Annotated in this window: 3 protein-coding genes and 1 pseudogene; 1 reads left to right on the forward strand and 3 read right to left on the reverse strand. The window is 33.6% G+C overall.

The window, feature by feature from the left end:
- A pseudogene (locus HX124_RS17965) lies at window positions 1-323 on the reverse strand (transposase); the annotation flags it as partial.
- Window positions 292-1,359: a PDDEXK-like family protein gene (locus tag HX124_RS17970; protein WP_286384275.1), complete on the reverse strand. Its 1,068-nt coding sequence runs from the start codon at window positions 1,357-1,359 to the stop codon at window positions 292-294. The gene HX124_RS17970 and the pseudogene HX124_RS17965, both read right to left, overlap by 32 nt.
- A gap of 69 nt (window positions 1,360-1,428) precedes the next feature.
- Here HX124_RS17970 and HX124_RS17975 point away from each other — a divergent pair, with 69 nt between their 5' ends.
- Window positions 1,429-1,992: a macro domain-containing protein gene (locus HX124_RS17975; protein WP_086384392.1), complete on the forward strand. Its 564-nt coding sequence runs from the start codon at window positions 1,429-1,431 to the stop codon at window positions 1,990-1,992.
- A 127-nt stretch (window positions 1,993-2,119) separates the two neighbouring features.
- Here HX124_RS17975 and HX124_RS17980 read toward each other — a convergent pair.
- Window positions 2,120-2,263 (reverse strand): BrnA antitoxin family protein (locus HX124_RS17980; RefSeq protein ID WP_286418739.1); only part of this gene is annotated, 144 nt, incomplete at its 5' end.

A 2,263-nucleotide genomic window follows, 5' to 3' on the forward strand; every position in this document is an offset into this window, starting at 1 on the left:
CACCATTATTTGTGTGGGCGGTCGAGCTCCGCCTGGGCGAAAAAAGCGGCTGCTTTACGTAGAATTTCATTGGCACGTTTTAATTCTTTAATTTCACGTTCCATTTGCTTCATTTTTTCTTGGTCAGATATCTGTTGTACTTTGGCAGGATTTAGTTGATCCATATGCTTTAAATACCAAACACGCAATGTTTCAGGAGTACAACCGATTTTAGGCGCAATAGCTGTGATTGCTGCCCAAGTAGAAGGATAATCTTTTTCAGATTCAATTAGTAATTGAACCGCTCTTTCTCTAATTTCGGGGGTATAGTTTGGTTTTTTCATCGGAATAGTCTCTCAGAATATTGAGTCTCCGACAAACCCGGTACGGTTCAAAATCTGATAAAACTATACCTAAAAAGAATAATCCAAATCGTGAGCAATCGAACTCAACTCTAAATCTAATTTTTTTAGATTCATCTTTTTTGAAAATACTAATTCCTGAATAGGCTTTAGATGTGAGCTCACCCTCAAGAGTAAAACCTTCACATAATTGATTTAGGTCTTCCTTAAACTTTACCAGTAAGTTTTCTTGTACTTGTAGTTTCAATGTTTCGACTTCAATAAGTGCTTTAATGTAGTCATCATGATCTAAGATATTTTTTAACATAACAGTTTGTTCTTCGTTGCTAAGTTGCGTAATAAAGTTTTGAGAGATATATAATTTCAATTCTTCTAGAAAGACTTTTACTCGATCATTTTTCGTATAAAGAATACACTCAGTTAACCATTTAATTAAATCTGCGTAGCCCAATACAGCTAACTTGCTCTGCGATTGTAGAAGTTCGGAATCTTCTTTCGATATACTGTATTCGCTAGGCTCTTTTCCAGAACCAGATAAATAAATCAGTTGCCATTGGTTGGGGTAGCGTTGCTCCAACTCGTCAGCATAATCTTTAAGTTGATTCTTTTGATCAGATGCAAAAGGCTTATTCTCAATACATAATGCGTATTTTTCACCATGACAAAAAATCTCAATTAGGATATCCATCCTTCTTAAAGTATCTAAACGCCAATTTTTTTCTTCCAACTTAACGGTGATTTTAGACTGGTCTAAGTTAATTTTTTGCCAAGATTCATCTAATCCATTTTTTCTAAGTTCAATCCATTTTTTGATAAAAAGATAATCTTGTCCGTGACTACCTTGAGGATCTAGTAGGTCAGCTAGGATATTACTTAGTATTAATTCATCTGTGCGAAAATAGCTAAAGATGGAAAACTTTGGAGCTAGAAGATTTTTATATCGATTTAAAAATAAAGAATTTACTTTTTTTTCTTGAACAACCTCATCTAATAAATTAAGTAAAACTTTTGATTGCATACTTTCCCCTTGTTATTTAACTTATTAAAATATTTGCAAAAATTTATTAATAATTGGAACCTATTTTATATGAATCGGATTACATTAGTACATGGGGATATTACTACCTTATCTGTAGATGCTATTGTGAATCCAGCTAATAAATCATTACTTGGTGGTGGTGGACTAGATGGAAAGATCCATAAAAAAGCAGGATCTTTAATGAAATCAGAGTGCATTCAGATTAATCAAGAAAAAGGTGGATGTGCTGTTGGAAATGCGGAAGTAACGACAGCTGGAAATTTACCTGCAAAATATCTGATTCATGCTGTTCCACCTAGATGGTTAGGCGGTGAAAAAAATGAACCTCAACTCTTATGTAATGCTTATAGCAATGCACTTTTGAAAGCTAATCAGGTTCAAGCAAAAACAGTGTCATTTCCAAATTTAGGAACAGGGATTTATAAGTATCCATTACAGCAGGCAGCTGAATTTGCAATTGGATCTATCATGATGACATTACCCTCATGTGAAGCCGTAGATGAAGTGTTTTTTGTATGTTATGAGAAAGATAATTATGAAATATATAAGGAAATTCTAGAAAATCTCTATGATGAAAATATTCAGATAGAGATTACAGCTATAGCCAAATAGTGTCTTCAACCTATTAATTCCAAGTCATGTATGAAGCCAAAGAAGAAATAATTTATTATTGAGTTTCGCTAAAATTAACATAGTACATGTTATACGAAGTCAAAAATGGGAGCGTAAGCTCCCATTTTTATTGATGATTTTTTAATTCTTTCAGCATAGCATCTCGCAGAATTTCATTCATCCTAGTTTGATAGCCTTTGCCTTGAGCTTTAAACCATGCAAGTACATCAGCATCTAAACGAATGGAAGTCTGTTGCTTCACTGGGCGATA

The organism is Acinetobacter sp. 226-1 (assembly GCF_030329325.1).
GTDB classification, from domain to species: domain Bacteria; phylum Pseudomonadota; class Gammaproteobacteria; order Pseudomonadales; family Moraxellaceae; genus Acinetobacter; species Acinetobacter sichuanensis.